Below are 15,755 nucleotides of genomic sequence, written 5' to 3' on the forward strand. Positions count from 1 at the left end.
TAACCGAACCCAACGGAGACATGCATGAATTTGACTATCCGAAAGAAGATTATCGCCTCATTCATGGGAGCAGTCCTGTTCCCCCTGCTCATCATCGTCGTGATCATGGGGGTTTCCCTCAGCCGTCACGCCATTGAGTCCTACCACGCCGGCAGCACAAAAATCCTCGAACGCATTTCAGACCATTACGCATCCTTCATCGCCGAAACCAAGGCCAACACACGCATGCTGTCCCAGTCCCCCCTCAAAGATGCGATTCATCCGGACATGACCCACTACATGGACAACAGCGAGCCCGTGGAGGTGGATTTCCTCCAGGCCGGTGAACCCGATGCGTCCTATTACAAGCTGGCTAAACTCATCCACGGGGCCCACCCAAACTACATCGAGGTGTATCTTGCCACCCGGGACGGATCCTTTATCACCTCCATCGATATTGCCATGGCCGCAGGCTATGATCCCAGGGTGCGGCCCTGGTACACGGCCCAGGCAGCCCAGCCCGGCACAGACCTGGTGTCCGATGCCTTTCTCTCCTCCAACGGTGAAACCGTGGTGGCCATCACATCGGCCATCAAACGGGGAGGCGAGGTGGTGGGTGTCTCTTCCATCGAATGCTCATTAAAAGTGCTGACAAAACTCATCAATGACATCAAAATAGGAGAGACCGGGTACCTGATGCTGGTCCAGCCCAACGGGGTGATCCTGGCCAACGCCAGCGATCCCTCCACAAACTTCAAAAAGCTGTCCGAACTGGGATCGCCCGCATTCAACACCTTGGGGGCCATGGACGAGGGCACCGCAGAGCTCTCCATTGACGACACGGCATACCAGGCCGTGGTGCACACCATCCCCGGGGTGGGGTGGAAGGTGATCTCCATGATTGAAAACAGAGAGGTCATGGCCACCACCTACAGCCTTATAAAGGTGATCGGCGGTGTTGCGGCCCTGATGTTCCTTGCCTTCTGCTTCCTCGGCACGCTGATCACCAACAGCATCGTTACCCCCATCCAGTATGCCCGTGAGATGCTCAAGGACATTGCCGAAGGAGAGGGGGACCTCACCCGTCGCCTTGACATCAGATCCCAGGATGAAATGGGCAGGCTCTCCACATGGTTCAACACCTTTGTGGGCAACCTCCAGGGACTGGTCAAAGGGCTGGTTCGCAATTCCCAGACCCTTGAAGGCGTCTCCCGGGGCCTGACGGAATCCGCCGAGGTGATGAACCAGACCATGACCACCACGTCCCAGCGGATCAACCGCATCGACAACGAGGCCTCCGAGATTTCGGCCAACATGAATTCCATAGCTTCAGCCATGGAACAGACCGCCACCAATACCAACATGGTGGCAAGCGCCGCCGAAGAGATGACCTCCACCATCAACGAGATTGCTGCCAACTCGGAAAAAGCCCGTCACACATCAAACGAAGCCGTGACGGAGGCAAGACAGACCTCTGAAAAGATGGATGCCCTGGGCCAGGCAGCTGATGCCATCGGCAAAGTCACCCAGACCATCACCGAGATCTCGGAGCAGACCAACCTGCTGGCGCTGAACGCCACCATCGAGGCGGCCAGGGCAGGGGACGCGGGCAAAGGTTTTGCCGTGGTGGCCAATGAGATCAAGGAGCTGGCAGGCCAGACGGCCCGCGCCACCCAGGACATCAAGGAGCAGATCGGCGGCGTCCAGGCCACGACCCACGCCACAGCCCAGGGCATCACCAACGTGGTGGGATCCATCAACCACGTCCACGAGACCATCAACTCCATTGCCACGGCCGTGGAGGAGCAGTCCGCAGCCACCAAGGAGATCGCCGGAAACGTGGTCCAGGCGTCGGTGGGACTCCGGGAGATCAACGAAAACCTGGCCCAGAGCAACGACATCGTCTCCCATATGTCTTCGGGCATTTCCGAGGTGAACGGAGCCATTGAGCTCGCCTCCCAGCATGCCGACGAGGTGGCCGCCCATGTGGACAGCTTGAACAGCGAAGTGACCACCATCAACACGGTGACAGGCGCCTTTCGCGTGTAACGGCCCACGCCCGGAGGGTGTCGGCCTCTGCCGCTCCGGGCCCCGTCCCCTTATCTTAAGGAGAACCATGCCACGCATCTCGGTCATCGTTCCCGTGCTTCGGGAACCCCATATAGAGGCCTTTCTGAACCGGCTTTTTGCCCGGTTCGGGGCGGCCATCTCTGAGGTGATTGTCGTGGACGGGGACCCCTGCGGGGGGACCATCGCCTCGGTGAAAGGGCCCAGGGTGACCACCCTCGTTGCACCGGAGGGCAGGGGCCCCCAGATGAACGCCGGGGCCGGGGCGTCCCATGGGGAGATCCTCGTGTTCCTGCATGCCGATACCCGGCTGCCCGACGGGGCCTTTGACCGGATCCGTGAGACCCTTTCCACCCGGCGCTATGCTGCAGGGGCCTTTACCCTGCGCTTTGCCGGAGACAAAAAATCCTTTGCCCTTATTTCCCGGGCCGCGGGCTTACGGTGCCGACTGACCGGCATTCCCTACGGGGACCAGGCCATCTTCATGACGCGATCCTGTTTTTCCCGCATGGGCGGTTACCGGGAGATACCCGTCATGGAGGACATCGAGCTGATGCGCCGGATCCGAAAAAAAGGGGGCCGCATCCGCATCCTGCCCGAGGCGGTGATCACCTCACCCCGTCGCTGGGAAAAGGAAGGGGTGATCTATTCGCTGGTGCGGACCTGGCTTCTGGCCACCTTGTTTTTGTGCGGCGTGTCGCCCAGGCGCCTGCTGAAGCACTACCGGCCCGAGCGCTTCAACCCGGATTGATCCCAAAACCAAACCCTGCAGGGGCACCCCTCAATTAAAAAAACACCGGCCAACCCAAAGGGAAGGGGGCTGAAACAAAAAAGGCCCTGCATGAAATCATGCAGGGCCTTGGGCTTTTTTAGTGGTACGCTTGGCAGGATTCGAACCTGCGACCACCTGATTCGTAGTCAGGTACTCTATCCAGCTGAGCTACAAGCGCACAATAAAAACCAAAGAAAAAGCTTTGCGGTTGCGTTCGCAAAGCCCGGCTCTTTGATATGGTGCGCTCGGCAGGATTCGAACCTGCGACCACCTGATTCGTAGTCAGGTACTCTATCCAGCTGAGCTACGAGCGCGTCTCAAAGTTGGCTTTCTTTTAATCCAAAGCGCGTCGGCTTGTCAACGTGAAAGTTCCACTTTTTTGCCATCGAAAAACCGCGAAACAGGCGCAGGGTAAGGGTTGGAACATGATATCAACCCCATAGCCCCTTCGATTTTTTTGGGCGGCGGTGCCCTGTGGCATGCCGCCGGACTCGAAACCGGGAAACATCACCCCCGGGCCAAGAAAGAAGGTGCACCCGGGTGCCCGATGGGGTATAGAAAGTCTTCTCGTACATTCACGGCGCCTCCGGGCGCAGCCTTTTTCCACCAAATCATCCAGGCGTCCGTCGGCGCCCGGGGATGGCCCGATGAAAAACGACACCTATTATATGAACATGGCCCTTGAAGGGGCCAAAAAAGCTGGACAAAAAGGAGAGGTTCCTATAGGTTGCGTGATTGTGGCAGAAACCGGAGATGTGATCTCTGCCGCCCACAACCTGACGATTTCCCTATCGGACCCAACGGCCCATGCGGAAATCCTCGCCATACGGAAAGCCTCGAAAGCATTACAGAATTACAGGCTTCCCGGAATGACCCTGTACGCCACCATCGAGCCCTGCATCATGTGCATGGGGGCCATTGTCCATGCGCGGTTTTCCCGCGTGGTCTTTGGGGCCCGTGACGAGAAGTGGGGGGGAGCCGGTTCCCTGTACAACCTGGCCGACGACAGTCGGTTAAATCATTCCCTTGAAGTTGTCCCGGGGGTCTGTGCCGATGAATGCCGCACACTGATGCAGGATTTTTTCAGGCACCGCCGCAGGGAACAGAAGGAGCGGAAGAAAAACGCCCTTCGATGAAACATTGTAAGCAAGGCGCGTGAATCACGCCGGACATGGGCTTTATGCCGTGCCGGGCCACCGCTCACCGCCCATCAGTTATATACGCAAGCATGGCGGGGGAGGCGTCCTATCTCCGCTTGAACCATCGAATGAAACGCCTGGACGCATCAATTTTAATTTTGCACACATGTCAAGGAGCATCTTGTGGGTAACTATGTGATTGTCGGAACACAGTGGGGTGATGAAGGAAAAGGAAAAATCGTAGACCTTCTTTCCGAACACGCCGATTACGTTGTCAGATTCCAGGGTGGGAACAATGCTGGACACACCATGGTTGTAGACGGAGAAAAATTCATCAGCCATCTGGTTCCTTCCGGCATCCTTCAGAAAAAAAAATGCTTCATTGGAAACGGAGTGGTCGTTGACCCCGAAGTGCTCTTGGAAGAGATCGCCTACCTCGGGGACAAAGGGGTGGACGTCAGCCCCGAGTACCTGCGCCTCTCCGATCGCGCCCAGGTGATCATGCCCTACCACAAGCGCATCGACCACGCCCGGGAGATCAAGAAAGGGGACAGCAAGATCGGCACCACCGGTCGCGGCATCGGCCCCTGCTACGAAGACAAGGCTTCACGTGTGGGTATCCGCTTCCTGGATTTCCTGAACGCCGACGTCCTCCGCGCCAAGGTCACCGAAGCCCTTCAGGAGAAGAACTTCCTCCTGACCAACTACTTCGGGGAAGAGGCTGAAGATGTAGAAGCCACCATCGCCCACTGCCTGAAGCTGGCCAAAGAGCTTGAGCCCTACATCACCGACACCTCCGTTGAGATCAACGAAGGCATGGACAAGGGCCAGCACGTTGTCTTCGAAGGTGCCCAGGGCACCCACCTGGACATCGACCACGGTACCTACCCCTTTGTCACCTCCTCCAACACCGTCTCCGGCAACGCCTGTGGCGGCGCCGGCGTGGGCCCGGGCAAAATCACCGGTGTCCTGGGGATCGTCAAGGCCTACACCACCCGCGTGGGTGCCGGTCCTTTCCCCTCTGAACTGTTTGACGAGGTGGGCTCCTACATGCAGGAGAAGGGCGCAGAGTTCGGTGCCACCACCGGCCGTCGCCGTCGTTGCGGCTGGTTCGACATGGTTGTCCTGAGAAACGCCGTCCGCTTAAACGGCCTCACCGGCCTGGTCATCACCAAGCTCGACGTCCTCGGGGGCCTTAAGGAGCTGAAGCTCTGCACCGGGTACGAATACAAGGGCGAAGTCATCACCGACTTCCCCGCCGACCTCGACGCCCTGGACAATTGCACCCAGGTCTGCGAGACCCTTCCCGGCTGGGATGATGACATCACAGGCGTCCGTTCCTACGACGATCTCCCTGAGAATGCCAAGGCTTACCTCAAGCGCATTGAAGAGCTGGCCGGAACCCCCGTGGATGTTGTATCCGTGGGTCCCGGACGCGAGGAAACCATCGTTGTAAAAAAACACTTCTGATCCCTTTTTTGGGTTTGACATTTGGCACGCCTTTGGATAAAAGTGTGTCCGTAAAACAAACGGGATGTGGCTCAGTCTGGTAGAGCACTGCGTTCGGGACGCAGGGGTCGGAGGTTCGAATCCTCTCATCCCGACCAAAAAAGATATGAAAGGGGACATCGTTTAAATACGGTGTCCCCTTTTTTTATTCCCCCATCGCAAGCCCAACCAATAGAGCTTCAAAACCGCCAGCCACGACCTTCTGCTATAATCCCCCCACAGCCAAAGCCACCAAAATAAACTCCACGGCCTTCAGCAGCAGTGGACTCACCCGGCTACACCACCATGATTGCCACAGCCTCAAAAAACGCATTTTTTGGTCCATCCGCCAACAGGGGAGGGGGAAGCGTGCCACGATTGATTTCGTATTGAGCACAGCTGCTATTTTCCAAGAGGGGCAAGAGAGAAGACACGGCCCCGTAAAACCAACGCGGGCCAAGAGGAAGGGTAGGGTGCGGCTCCCGTACCAGTCAGCGTCCCAAAAGCCGCTCCAGCATCCTTGCAAAGCAAATCGCGACGAACACCAAAAAGCAAAGGGCAAGGGCACTCCACACGCAAAACGATGCCCCTATGGAAGGACGGTCACGCCGGACATATGGCATGTTGCGATACCACACAAGGAAACAAAAAAAGACGACCGCGATCTGTGGCATCAAAAAATCATGACAACATGCAAAATGAATTGCTCTCAAGGTGAGCATCAGCTAAAGCTAATTATCGAACATTGTAGCAAAGATTTTGCGCCCGCCGTTTTATTGCGCCCCTCACCCTGAATGAAAAGGCCTACGATGAAATTGAGACTCAGAGCATTTAGCCTGCTTATTTTATGGTTTCTCGCACCGGTTATGGCATCAGCGGCTCCGGATACAACCGCAGAGTATCAAAAGATGATCACAGAATGGTCCGACGACATTTCAAAGGGGCGCAACCTTTCGTGTGCTTATCATCGCCGTGGGTTTGCGTATATGAAGCTCCAGGACTTTGAAAAGGCGATTAGGGACTTCCAAAAAGTTCGACAACTGGACCCCATCATCTGCCATGACGAAAAGGGCGCATACGGGATTAATATGGGCCAGGTTCATTACCTTGAGGGGATATGCTGGTATGAGCTCAATACGTTCGCTCAAGCCATTTTACATTTCAAAAATGCGGCGGCAACAGATGGCTATGTGGCACCCAAGAGCCTCTACTATCTCATGGGAAAATCGTACGGGTATCAATCAAATTTTAAGGACGCCATTTCAGCGTATGATAAGGCCATCGCCATCGACTCGAAATACGCTGAGGCCTATTACGCAAGGGGCCTGGTGTACGGTCGTCTGGGGATCCAGCATAAGAAGAGGCAAGACAAATCCTACGCGCGATATCTTGATCCTGGTTTGACATCGGAAGGTGACCGGGCCATTGTTTCGGGGCTGGCATTCGCCTTCGGTGTATTTTTGATTCTCTTTCTGTTACTTCGAACCATATCCGGCATGCTTTTTAAGGTGAAGGAACCCGTTCTTGTTAAAGGACGCCCCAGCTATCCAGTGAGCCTTCTTTTGATTACCACACTGTCTTCCATGCTGTACTTTGGGTGGCTCGGGTACCTTTCGCCGGCAGCGAAGGTGCATGTACCGGATCCCCAGGCCCATTCTGGCAGCCACCTCTTTTTGGCGCTCTCTTTGGTGGCGGGTGTCGGTTATGTGAACCTGATCATGAAACAATTCGTTCTTACCAAAACCAGCATTTATATACGCTCCATGCTTGGATTTGGAAGGGTGAGGCGGATTAAGCTGTCCCAAATCCGGAATATCGACATCATAATAGGCCACGGAGGCTCAAACTTTATTCGATTGGAGCTGAAAACCGGAAAACGGCATCGAATCCAGGGGGTTCATGATGCGGATGGACTTGTTGACCGGATAAAGCCATTGCTCCAAGCAAGCGATACAGCCCAGGTTGTCCATTGACAGCTGAGACGCCTTTTTTGCAGGACCGTTTTATCTGCAGCCAAATCATATTTCTGATTCCAAACTGGAAGAGGGCGGGATGTCAGGAAAGTATGCTTCCATCGTGGAGGGGATGCCGCCGTACTAAGGGAAGGTGTGACGGGGCTGCTGGGCAGCCCCGTTTTTTATGAGAGTGTACCCCTATGGATCATATGGTTTGCTGATTCTGCATGCACGTTACTCCGTTGCCAGAAATCCTTCATGAAAGGTAACCGCACCCCGGGGCACGGTGTGGGCAAGGGGCATGGCCATAAACACGTCCGGGGGTACCCCTTCAACGATCAGGTCCGGAGGATTCCGGAACCCGTGTTTCTTGTAGTATCCCGGATCACCCACCAGCACGCAGCCTTTGGCTCCCATGGCCTTGAGCCGCTTGACGCCTTCCCGGATGAGAGCACCGCCGATCCCCTGTCTCTGGTACCCGGGGAATACAGAGATGGGCCCGAGGCCGAACCAGGCTTCGGTGCCATCGGAAATGGCGACAGGGGAGAATGCCACGTGGCCCACCACCTGCCCATCCATCTCCGCCACAAGGGAAAGGGTCAAAGCGCCTGCCTTTCGAAGGGCATGGAGGATGTAGTGTTCTGTCTGGTTGCTTATCTTGAGATGCATGAAGGCCGCCACCGTCACGCGGGTGATGGCAACGATATCATCCGGGGTTTCTTCACGCAGGATCAGCCCTGTCTTAGATGATATGAATTGTGAGTTGGCTTGTTTTCCGGACAGGATTGTTTGTTTTGTCTGTAAAGGCCTGGTGTCGTTTTTCATGTGATATCCAATTATTCTGGCGGCTCACCCATGGCGCATGATAGGCGCAGGGGAATCGCGGTGAAACGTAATGTGCTCTGTGCTTCTTGGTGTTTGGATATCGTTGCCGGAACGGCAGGTGCACTTGGTGCGGGGAATGAAGAGGGGGAAGTGTGTTATGTGACGCTTAAACAAAGCGCCTGACAATACAGCATGGCGGACGGGGAGTCACCCCGGGCCGAAAGGACCCTGGCTTCATTCGCTACCGAAAGGCAACGGACCAAACAAGCTCTCGTGCGATGATATTCATAGGTAACATTTACTCCTTTCCGGCAATGCCGACGTTCATGGTTAACAGGGAAAGACAGGGGATAGAATTACGCCTTGAGATAAAAAATGTCAAGGCGTTGATGATGTTTTTATGAGGCTTTTTGGACCGATGCCGGTGATTTAAGGTTCATCAGGGAGTCGATATTTTTCTATCTATGTCAATGCATATGTGAATTTTCAGGCGAATCCAAAAAATCGTTGCGGTTGCCAGAGGCAAACGCCAAATCAGTTTGTCAAAGCTATCTGGCTATGGCGCACTCTTAAAAAAAGTGGCACAATTTGAATGAAGTATGGCGCGGTGTGCTATTTATGGCGCCGCCCTGTTCCCCTATGATTGATCCAAAAAGCAGCACGCCTGACACAGGCGCAAACCAAAGTACATACAGGGAGATAATCATGGGAAATACAGCATTGATTACCGGCGCATCCAGCGGTATTGGAACCGAGCTGGCACGATATCATGCATCAAAAGGCGGCGACGTCGTCCTGGTTGCACGACGAGAAAACAAACTCAACGACCTCAAGGCGGAGCTGGAGAGAACCTGCGGCATCACTGCCACGGTGATCGCTGCCGACCTGGCCGAATCGGACGCAGCAGAAAACTGGATTATCCCCTTCCTGCCGAGGAAACTGGTGCTGAAAATTTCCCGGAAGGCCATGGAAAAAAAATGAGCGTAACGATGGATCGGGATGCCTCAGGCGGCCAGGTGGAGGCACTTGGAAACCTGATGGCGAATACCTGAACGCTGTCTTCATCGGAACGGTTTTGAATCACCCCCAGGGTTGGTTAGTCACAGGCGCAGCCCGTAAGCAAATGCGTAGGGGCTGCGTCACGGAGGAAAAAAAAATGAAAAAAGCGTCCCGATTTGTTGTGCAGCGCGGCTGGAAAATCATGCTTGCGGACATGGGGCTCAACACGGCCCATGTACTTGCCTTGGCGGGCTTGCCCGCTGATCTTTTTTCGCGGAAGGATGCTGCATTGAGCCCGGCTGATTATTTCAGGCTCTGGGAGGGACTGGAACAAATAGCTGGGACCGAGGAGCTTCCGTTGATGGTGGGGCGGGCCATTTCGGTGGAGTCCTTTGATCCCGCGATCTTCGCAAGCCTTTGCAGCCCGGACATGAACACGGCCCTGCAGCGGCTGGCCAGGTTCAAGCCCCTTATCGGCCCCATGACCATTGACGTGAAGATTGGAAGAGAGGTGACCTGTGCCACCCTGAATTGCTATGGCTACACCCACCGTATACCGCGATCCCTGGGAGCTGCAGAACTGGTGTTTTTCACACAGCTGATTCGCCTTGCAACGCGGGAACGGATTGTTCCCACTGTTTTGGAGTTACCTGAGCTTCCGGGCAACAGCGCCCCCTACACCGAGTATTTCGAGAATCCGATCCGGCGGGACAAAGCGATCCGCATCGGGTTTTCTGCGGCCGATGCGGGCCGTCCCTTTCTCACGGAAGATGCTTCCATGTGGAATTTTTTCGAGACGGAGCTGAAACAGAGGCTTTCCGATCTGGAGGCCGAAACAACCTTCAGCCAGCGGGTGAAGAGCGCCCTGCTCGAAATGCTCCCCAGCGGCGAAAGCACCATTGAAGAGGCCGCCCGAAGGCTGGCGGTGAGCAAACGCACCCTGCAGAGGCAGTTGAGCCGGGAGTCTTCGAGTTATCAGGAGGTCTTGAACATCACGCGGGAAGCCCTGGCCAAGCATTACCTCTCCCGCTCTGCCATTTCTCCGCCCGAAATATCCTTCCTGCTGGGCTATCAGGACAGCAATTCGTTTTTGCGGGCTTTCAAAGGCTGGACAGGGGCAACGCCGGGGGAGTACCGAAATGAGCACTTCCAAGCCGATCAATTGCACTAATTTCGAGGTTGGGGCTGTCAAGGCTCACCTCGGGGCGGGCTGTTGTCGATGAACCGGTTGGTGCAACCCCAGGTACGCATAAAGAGATGGGTTGCCGATGGCCTGAGACTCATCCCTCCAAGATGACAAATCGGTGATGCATAGGGCGTATTGTCATCAGCATAAAGACTTAAGCTGATCCGGTGTCAAGCGCCCACACGCCAAATGCACACCCGAATTCTGGGGCATATCTATCCCCAGACCTCTTTCATGACCCTCATCCAGTTTCCACCCAAAATCTTACGGATCTCATCCTCTGAATATCCGTGCTTCATCAAGCCGCCAGTAAGGTTATAGAATGTTTTGGGCAGTTCCACGCCCTGGGGATACACCCAGGGCGGTTCAGTATATGCAGCCTCGGTCCAGGAACCGGAAGCAATGAGCTGTTTGTAGAGTGCCTTTGCTTTTTCATCCGGGATGATACCGGATTGCCCACCGAAATAATCCGACGCCACCGCAACTCCGTCAATACCGCCCAGCTTAACAAGGTAATCAATGTGACGGATATAGTCCTCCATTGTGGGGTTGCCCTTTTTCACAACAAAGGGAGGGAACATGACGGCCCCCGTGAGGCCACCACTGTCTTGCAACCGCTTTAATGACCTTGTCAGAGGGGACGGGGGTCAAGGGGACGGGGGTCAGACCTACACATCTGACATCTTAATTTATTGACCAGCCCCACGAGAGGCTATCGGAGACTTATAGTAACAATCAAATATATATTGGAACGAAGAGGGGTGATGGGGCAATGATGGGCACGCTCCGCTTTGCCAATCCTACGAAATTTCGTGATTCGAATGTTGTTGGTTTTTAGGGGATCTACGCCATGAGAGAAGCCGGTACATAAAACCGGCTCAGCTCAGGGCCGTCCGGGGGTCAACCGGCTTATCAAAAAACTCAGCGTGGTGGTGAGCATAATGAGCAGGGCACCGTACGCCATGGCAAGTCCGATATTGTACTCGAAAATACCGTTGACCATGGCAATGGAGACCGGCTTGTTTGAGGCAGTGTACAAAAAGGCTGAGATCGTGTATTCCCCCACGCTTCGAACAAATACCAGGAGGAACCCGGCCAGGAGCCCGGGGGAGAGCATGGGGAGCATCACGTGCTTAAAGGAGTAGAAGCGAGATGCGCCCAGGCTCTTCGAGGCCTCCAGCAGGGTATCGCTGAGACTCTGAAACGAGAGGTGGGCGGTCTTCACCATGATGGGCAGGGAGCGAATCATATAGCCCAGGGGCAGAAGAATCCAGGTGCCCACAAGGACCGTGTTAAAAGTAAACGGGGTGGGCTCGTTGCTGGCGTTGATGATGTTGATGGCGATGGCGCTGGCCGGCATGGCCCAGGGCAGCATCACCAAAACCTCCACCAGAGCCTTTGCCTTTAATTGGGTTTTTTCGATCAGGTAGGACGAGGGAACCGCGATGACAAGGCAGCCGAGGGAGGCCACCAGGGAGAGGGTGACGCTGTTCAAAAAGGGGGCAAAGGCTCGACGCTTCGTGAAGATCGCCAGATAGTTTTCAACGGAGAACTCCCTGGGGTAGATGCTCACCATCCAGGAGCCTGACTTGACGAAGGAGAGAAGAAGGATCGTTCCCACCGGCAGCAGCACCATCAGGAGAAGAAAACCGAAGAAACACGACACCAGCGCACGGTACCCCCGATGCCGGATGGAGACGGGTTCGAAGGGCACGCCCTTTACCGACGGATGAAATAGTTTGTTGGCTTCATACCACCTGAGCGATAAAAAAACGGCAAAAGAGATAAGCGTTAAAGTCACCACCTGGGTGGCCGCCACCCCCATAAAGTTGTTCGCCTTGGAGAGCAGAATCTGGGTGGTGAGCACCTTGTAGCCCCCACCGATGATCATGGGTGCGGTAAACGAACCGATACCGGTCATAAATGTGATGGCACTGGCCGTAATCAGAGCAGGGGTGATAAAGGGCAAAATGACCGAGGTGAAAAGATGAAAGCCTGAGGCCCCCAGGTTCCTGGCGCTCTCCACCACCGAGGCGTCAATCTGCCGGATGGCAAGAGAGACCGCGATGTAAAAATAGACATACTGGGTGTAGGCGTGGACAAACAAAATACCCGGCAACCCGGAAAATACATAAGGCGCCCCGGTCAATCCCAGGAGCGACTCAAGGCTTTTGGTCACCAGCCCGCTCTCTCCGTAAAGCTGAACAAAAGCAAAGACAATGATGATCCCCGGCAGCATCACCGGCAGAAGCAGCAACTTGTCGATGACTCGCTTTCCGGGGCACTCATAAAAGTGGACGAAAAAAGCAAGGGTCGTTCCGATGAGGCCGCAGACCACCACGGTCAGACTTCCCACCACCATGGAGTTTTTCAGCACCACAAGCCGAGCCTCGGAGGTGAACTGTGCCACATAGTGGGCCGCAGAAAAGCCCCCCTTGTGGGTAAAACTCACCGCCACGGTCTTGAGCGCTGGATAGAGAATATAACCCACCAGGCACCAAAGCAGGGCTGCAACACCGACGGCACCCATGACATGGTGCCTTCTCATTTGTACGTGATGCATCGTTGACCTATTGTTTAAATTCAGATCGATCCAGCCTCCGGCGGCCCTGCCGCGACCTTTAAATCAACCGCGAAAGATCGACCGAAACGGAGCGCCGCACTCCGGTGCGGCTTTTAAGTCCGTCGTTATCCGTGCCGCACAGGAGTGCGGCGCTCCAGGGGGCAAAAGTATTCGCTGGGTGCACCAAAATCAAAGCCCGTCATGCCCCGAACGTCTCGGTAAAATCGGAACCTTGGGTGACCCGGACATGGTGCACAGAGTGCACCCTAAGGGCTGTAGGCCTTTTGGGACGGTGTCATCTATAACACCCTGGTGGCTCAAACGATGACCAAGGTAGGAACTACCTGTCCAACAAAGAGATGCTCTGCACGGGGATCGACAAAAACAGAGTGTCCCCCGGCATCATGGGGTGATGGTCTCCCCGGGTATTCAGGGCAACCACGCGAAAGGAAACGCCCTCAACCCGCACAACATGCTCCACCCAGCCCCCGTTTAACCGGGTCTCTTTAAGCATCCCTTTGAAGGCATTGGGGCCTTTGGGTTTGGTAACGGAAAGGGAGATATCCTGGGGCCGGATGGAGACAAAGCGCCCCCGCTTTTTGGAACCATCCAACTCAAGGGAAAGCCCCCCCGGCAGCATGGCCCTTCCTGACTCAACCACCACATCGAACAAATTGGTCTCTCCGACGAACTGCGCCACAAAGGCACTGTCCGGGCTCGAATAAACCTTTTGGGGAGTTCCAACCTGCGTGCAGGTGCCTTTATCAAAAACCGCCAGACGATCGGAAAGGGTCAAGGCCTCGGCCTGGTCATGGGTGACAAAAAGGGTGGTGATACCCAACCGCTTCTGGAGCGATTTGATCTCCAGTCGCATCTTGTCCCGTAGCCGTGCATCAAGATTTGACAATGGCTCATCCAGAAGAAGCACCCTGGGCTCTGTGACCAGGCAACGGGCCAGGGCCACCCGCTGCTGCTCGCCGCCGGACAACTCGGAGATGCTGCGGTTTTCCATGCCGCTCAGCCCCATCATCTCCATGTATGTCTCAATGGCATTGCGGATCTCCCGGCGTTTTTTCTTCTGTACCTTGAGCCCGTAAGCGATGTTTTGATAAACCGACAGAAAAGGAAACAGTGCGTAGTTCTGAAAGACCATGCCCACGTTACGCATCTCCGGTGGCAGGTGGGTGATTTCCTGATCTCCCAGGTAGATGGTCCCCTCATCCGGTGTGATAAAGCCTGCGATAAGGCGAAGGAGGGTTGTCTTTCCACAACCGGACGGCCCCAGAAAGGTAAAGAACTCCCCCTCCTCAACGGCAAGGTTGATCCCTGAGCACGCGGCAACCCCGTCAAATGTTTTCCCTACACCTTTTAGAGTCAGCGCGCCCATGGGACTCTCCTACCTTCGATCTTTGCCCACATCTTTCACCTCTGCGTCCCATGTCTGCATCCACTGGGATTGCTTGGCAGAGAGAGCGCCCCAATCAACATCCATGGCCTTAAACCGGGTCGATGCCATCCAGGCCGGTGCGTTGGCGATGGCATCGGGATGCGTGGGGAGACGGTTGAACTTGCGGGCAAGCAGGGCCTGAATCTTGGCGCTTCCGGCAAACTCCACAAAGGCTTTACCGGCGTTGGGGTGTTTGCCCCCCTTGATAAGGGCGATGCCGTCGGTAATGACCGGTGAACCGCTGTTGGCATCAATGATCTCCAAGGGCAGATGATTTTTTATTCTGTTGTCGATCACGCCGTTAAGTACGGCAAAACTGAGGGGGGCTTCCTTTCTCCCCACGGCCTGGAACTGAAGGGAGCCGCTGCCGTAATAGCGCTTGGTGTTGGCGTCCATTTTTTTCAGAAAATCCCACCCTTGGGCCAGCTCTCCGCGTTTTTCATACTGCTGCAGTAAAGCGGAATACGTCGCACGGGCAGAAGAGGAGAGGGCGTTTCGAAAAACGAGCTGGCCCTTGTACTTTGTGTCGGCAAGGTCGCTCCAGTCTGCCGGGGCGTCCTCGGGGTTCATCATCTCGCTGTTGTAAAACATCACCACAGGGGTTTGAATCGTCCCGAACCAATACCCCGCCTCATCCCTGAACAACGGGTTGAGTTTTTCCGCCCACGTTGGGAAAAACGGGGTGAACAGCCCCTCGCTTTTCAACTCAAAAAAAACAGAAGAGGCCGCACCATACATCACATCGGCCTGGGGGTTGGCTTTTTCTGCCCGCACCCGGTCTGCCAGTTGCCCCTTTAAATTGATAAAATCGACCTTTACGCCGGTCTCCTCCTCAAAGGCATCGGCAACCACCTCCAGCAGGGACTCCCCATGGGTGGAGTAGACCACCACCTTTTTCTCCAGCAGGTCGCCGGCCATCACGGGGCTGCCGCCCCATGCCATGCCCAGCAACGCAGCCACCGCAATGACCAAACCACGCGTACGCATCATGTCTCACTCCTTTTTCACTGTGCTCACTTCGTTTTAAGGGTGCAGGAAAAACACAAAAAGCAATGCCTCCGGCGGCAAGGTGTGCCACCTTGAAAGCAGGTTATCGCAGGGGTTTGTCCCTCGTTCCTCGGGCCAACCCTCAGCGATATTCTATCGGATCATTTATTCCCACCAGCCTAACAGCAGGATAAAAAATTGCCCGGATAGTTCACGAGTCGTGATGCCTTCAGATCCTGGCACCAGGTGAGTTGCGATTCCTCATGACGAATCCGGGACAGGGGAGAGCCCGTCAATACATCCAGAGCCCTTGCCTCTGCTGTTATCCATGGAATTTATGTGTCGAGG

12 protein-coding genes and 3 tRNA genes are annotated in these 15,755 nt (G+C 55.3%); 8 read left to right on the top strand and 7 right to left on the bottom strand.

Annotation, left to right across the window (positions count from 1 at the left end):
- Positions 1-24 precede the first annotated feature (24 nt).
- Positions 25-2,028, top strand: a complete 2,004-nt coding sequence (locus BLQ12_RS12500) for a methyl-accepting chemotaxis protein (protein WP_092210991.1) — start codon at positions 25-27, stop codon at positions 2,026-2,028.
- Positions 2,029-2,095: 67 nt separating this feature from the next.
- Complete coding sequence (locus BLQ12_RS12505) at positions 2,096-2,797, top strand: TIGR04283 family arsenosugar biosynthesis glycosyltransferase (protein ID WP_092210992.1); 702 nt, start codon at positions 2,096-2,098, stop codon at positions 2,795-2,797.
- 122 nt (positions 2,798-2,919) lie between these two features.
- On the opposite strand, the gene BLQ12_RS12510 is transcribed toward BLQ12_RS12505, so the two are convergent.
- Positions 2,920-2,996, bottom strand: a tRNA-Arg gene (locus BLQ12_RS12510).
- Positions 2,997-3,055: 59 nt separating this feature from the next.
- A tRNA-Arg gene (locus BLQ12_RS12515) sits at positions 3,056-3,132 on the bottom strand.
- Positions 3,133-3,465: 333 nt separating this feature from the next.
- Here BLQ12_RS12515 and tadA point away from each other — a divergent pair.
- The 4 genes from tadA (at position 3,466) to BLQ12_RS12535 (ending at position 7,418) form a co-directional block, all read left to right on the top strand.
- Positions 3,466-3,954 carry a tRNA adenosine(34) deaminase TadA gene (tadA, locus tag BLQ12_RS12520; RefSeq protein WP_092210993.1) on the top strand — a complete coding sequence of 163 codons (489 nt, stop codon included), beginning with the start codon at positions 3,466-3,468 and terminating at the stop codon, positions 3,952-3,954.
- 186 nt (positions 3,955-4,140) lie between these two features.
- Complete coding sequence (locus tag BLQ12_RS12525) at positions 4,141-5,427, top strand: adenylosuccinate synthase (protein ID WP_092210994.1); 1,287 nt, start codon at positions 4,141-4,143, stop codon at positions 5,425-5,427.
- Between the two features lie 60 nt (positions 5,428-5,487).
- A tRNA-Pro gene (locus BLQ12_RS12530) sits at positions 5,488-5,564 on the top strand.
- 690 nt (positions 5,565-6,254) lie between these two features.
- The gene (locus BLQ12_RS12535) at positions 6,255-7,418 is read left to right on the top strand and encodes a tetratricopeptide repeat protein (RefSeq protein ID WP_175469720.1); all 1,164 of its coding nucleotides are present in this window, start codon (positions 6,255-6,257) and stop codon (positions 7,416-7,418) included.
- 216 nt (positions 7,419-7,634) lie between these two features.
- Here the strand turns inward: BLQ12_RS12535 and BLQ12_RS12540 are convergent, their stop codons facing one another.
- Complete coding sequence (locus tag BLQ12_RS12540; protein ID WP_092210996.1) at positions 7,635-8,225, bottom strand: GNAT family N-acetyltransferase; 591 nt, start codon at positions 8,223-8,225, stop codon at positions 7,635-7,637.
- A gap of 705 nt (positions 8,226-8,930) precedes the next feature.
- Here BLQ12_RS12540 and BLQ12_RS12545 point away from each other — a divergent pair.
- Positions 8,931-9,206, top strand: a complete 276-nt coding sequence (locus BLQ12_RS12545; protein ID WP_092210997.1) for an SDR family NAD(P)-dependent oxidoreductase — start codon at positions 8,931-8,933, stop codon at positions 9,204-9,206.
- 175 nt (positions 9,207-9,381) lie between these two features.
- Positions 9,382-10,395: an AraC family transcriptional regulator gene (locus BLQ12_RS12550; RefSeq protein WP_092210998.1), complete on the top strand. Its 1,014-nt coding sequence runs from the start codon at positions 9,382-9,384 to the stop codon at positions 10,393-10,395.
- Between the two features lie 230 nt (positions 10,396-10,625).
- Here BLQ12_RS12550 and BLQ12_RS12555 read toward each other — a convergent pair whose 3' ends face one another.
- The 4 genes from BLQ12_RS12555 to BLQ12_RS12570 all read right to left on the bottom strand — a co-directional run bounded on the left by BLQ12_RS12555 (position 10,626) and on the right by BLQ12_RS12570 (position 15,410).
- Complete coding sequence (locus BLQ12_RS12555) at positions 10,626-11,024, bottom strand: membrane dipeptidase (protein ID WP_175469722.1); 399 nt, start codon at positions 11,022-11,024, stop codon at positions 10,626-10,628.
- A 269-nt stretch (positions 11,025-11,293) separates the two neighbouring features.
- Complete coding sequence (locus tag BLQ12_RS12560) at positions 11,294-12,940, bottom strand: ABC transporter permease (RefSeq protein WP_217640300.1); 1,647 nt, start codon at positions 12,938-12,940, stop codon at positions 11,294-11,296.
- 373 nt (positions 12,941-13,313) lie between these two features.
- Positions 13,314-14,360 (bottom strand): ABC transporter ATP-binding protein, encoded by a 1,047-nt coding sequence (locus BLQ12_RS12565; RefSeq protein ID WP_092211001.1) that lies wholly within the window; start codon positions 14,358-14,360, stop codon positions 13,314-13,316.
- 9 nt (positions 14,361-14,369) lie between these two features.
- The gene (locus tag BLQ12_RS12570; protein WP_092211002.1) at positions 14,370-15,410 is read right to left on the bottom strand and encodes an extracellular solute-binding protein; all 1,041 of its coding nucleotides are present in this window, start codon (positions 15,408-15,410) and stop codon (positions 14,370-14,372) included.
- Positions 15,411-15,755: the final 345 nt, after the last annotated feature.

The sequence above is a fragment of the Desulfoluna spongiiphila genome (assembly GCF_900101345.1).
Taxonomy (GTDB): Bacteria; Desulfobacterota; Desulfobacteria; order Desulfobacterales; family Desulfolunaceae; genus Desulfoluna; species Desulfoluna spongiiphila.

Bases quoted from the DNA above. Each gene is read 5' to 3' on its own strand.
- BLQ12_RS12500 (WP_092210991.1), top strand. From the start codon at position 25: ATGAATTTGACTATCCGAAAGAAGATTATCGCCTCATTCATGGGAGCA.
- BLQ12_RS12505 (WP_092210992.1), top strand. From the start codon at position 2,096: ATGCCACGCATCTCGGTCATCGTTCCCGTGCTTCGGGAACCCCATATA.
- tadA (WP_092210993.1), top strand. From the start codon at position 3,466: ATGAAAAACGACACCTATTATATGAACATGGCCCTTGAAGGGGCCAAA.
- BLQ12_RS12535 (WP_175469720.1), top strand. From the start codon at position 6,255: ATGAAATTGAGACTCAGAGCATTTAGCCTGCTTATTTTATGGTTTCTC.
- BLQ12_RS12540 (WP_092210996.1), bottom strand. From the start codon at position 8,225: ATGAAAAACGACACCAGGCCTTTACAGACAAAACAAACAATCCTGTCC.
- BLQ12_RS12545 (WP_092210997.1), top strand. From the start codon at position 8,931: ATGGGAAATACAGCATTGATTACCGGCGCATCCAGCGGTATTGGAACC.
- BLQ12_RS12550 (WP_092210998.1), top strand. From the start codon at position 9,382: ATGAAAAAAGCGTCCCGATTTGTTGTGCAGCGCGGCTGGAAAATCATG.
- BLQ12_RS12560 (WP_217640300.1), bottom strand. From the start codon at position 12,940: ATGGGTGCCGTCGGTGTTGCAGCCCTGCTTTGGTGCCTGGTGGGTTAT.
- BLQ12_RS12565 (WP_092211001.1), bottom strand. From the start codon at position 14,360: ATGGGCGCGCTGACTCTAAAAGGTGTAGGGAAAACATTTGACGGGGTT.
- BLQ12_RS12570 (WP_092211002.1), bottom strand. From the start codon at position 15,410: ATGATGCGTACGCGTGGTTTGGTCATTGCGGTGGCTGCGTTGCTGGGC.